1 protein-coding gene is annotated in these 1,149 nt (G+C 77.1%); it reads right to left on the bottom strand.

The window, feature by feature from the left end; genetic code table 11:
• Positions 1–881 (bottom strand): hypothetical protein (locus A4V12_RS38080; RefSeq protein ID WP_199831320.1); only part of this gene is annotated, 881 nt, incomplete at its 3' end.
• Positions 882–1,149: the final 268 nt, after the last annotated feature.

Here is a 1,149-nt window from a genome sequence, read left to right as displayed (position 1 = left end):
CCCTCGGCGAGCCAGGCGGCGTCCTCCTCGGACAGCCCCGCCACGGTACGGAGCTCCTTGGCACCGGCACCGGCGGACGGTGCGGCGTTGAGCAGGCGTACGGCCCGGTTGTGCCTCACCGCGGCCACCGGCAGCCCGGCGTCCACCACGACCCGGTCCGGCCGGGCGGCACGGAGCAACGGGACCAGCAGGGCGCCCTGGACGCCGGCGTCGTGCAGGACGACCACCGGCAGCCCCGCCCGGAACCCGTCGATCCCGCGCAGCGCCTCCTTGACTACCTCCCTGTGCGGCCGCGCCCCGTACCGCGAGTACCCGGTCCGCTCCGGCACATGGACGAGGACGGCCCGGAAGCGCCCCGGGATGTCGTTCTCCTGGAGGAAGACCGACACCGCGCGGTCGGTGCACAGGACGACGGCGCGCGGTCGGGACACCGTCGCGGATCCGCCGCGTGCGGTCGGGTTCCGACCGGCGGTGCCCTGTGCCGGCCGGTCGTCCACCACCCCCTCCGGCAGCCCCCCGTACGTCGTCGTCCAGTGCCCGGTCATCAGGCGCCGGAAGGTGTCCTCGGAGGGCTGGACCTCGGAGACGGCGGCCCGCGCGGGGCGGTGGCGCATGACCGCCGCCGCCACCAGGACGCCGAGGGCGGCCGCCAGGGGTATGTACGCCGGTACTGCTCGGACGAGGACCGCGCAGGCGACGAGGGCGGCGGCGGTCGGCAGGGCCACCAGCCACCGGAGCCCCGGTGGTACGCCGCGCCGTGCGACCGCGGGCCGGGCGGAGTTGCCGGTCCGCGACAGGTACCACAACTGGGTGAGGGCGACCGTCAGGCGGCCGCCGTCGGTGGCACGCTCGACGCAGCGCCGGAGGCGCAGGTCGTGCATGCCCCTGCCGTCCTCCCGCGGATCGAGCGCGAAGCGCTGCCGGCAGTGCGCGCACACGCGGCCCGTCCGCTGGTTGCGCCGGAGAGCGGCGGCGCAGTGCGGGCAGTTCACCGCTCACCCGCCGGGGCCGGGCCCGGTGCGGGTGGCCAGGTCATGAAGCCCACGGAGGCGGCGCGGCGCCGCTCCGGGTCGACGGCCGCGGTGGTGCGCTCGACGATGCGGGTGACGACGGCGAGCAGCCGGGCCGGCGGCACGCCGACGAGCGGGA

Origin of the sequence: Streptomyces noursei (genome assembly GCF_001646665.1) — a bacterium.
Lineage (GTDB): Bacteria > Actinomycetota > Actinomycetes > Streptomycetales > Streptomycetaceae > Streptomyces > Streptomyces lavendulocolor.
The sequence above is the reverse complement of the archived record's forward strand: the minus strand, read 5'-3'. Positions and strand labels throughout refer to the sequence as shown.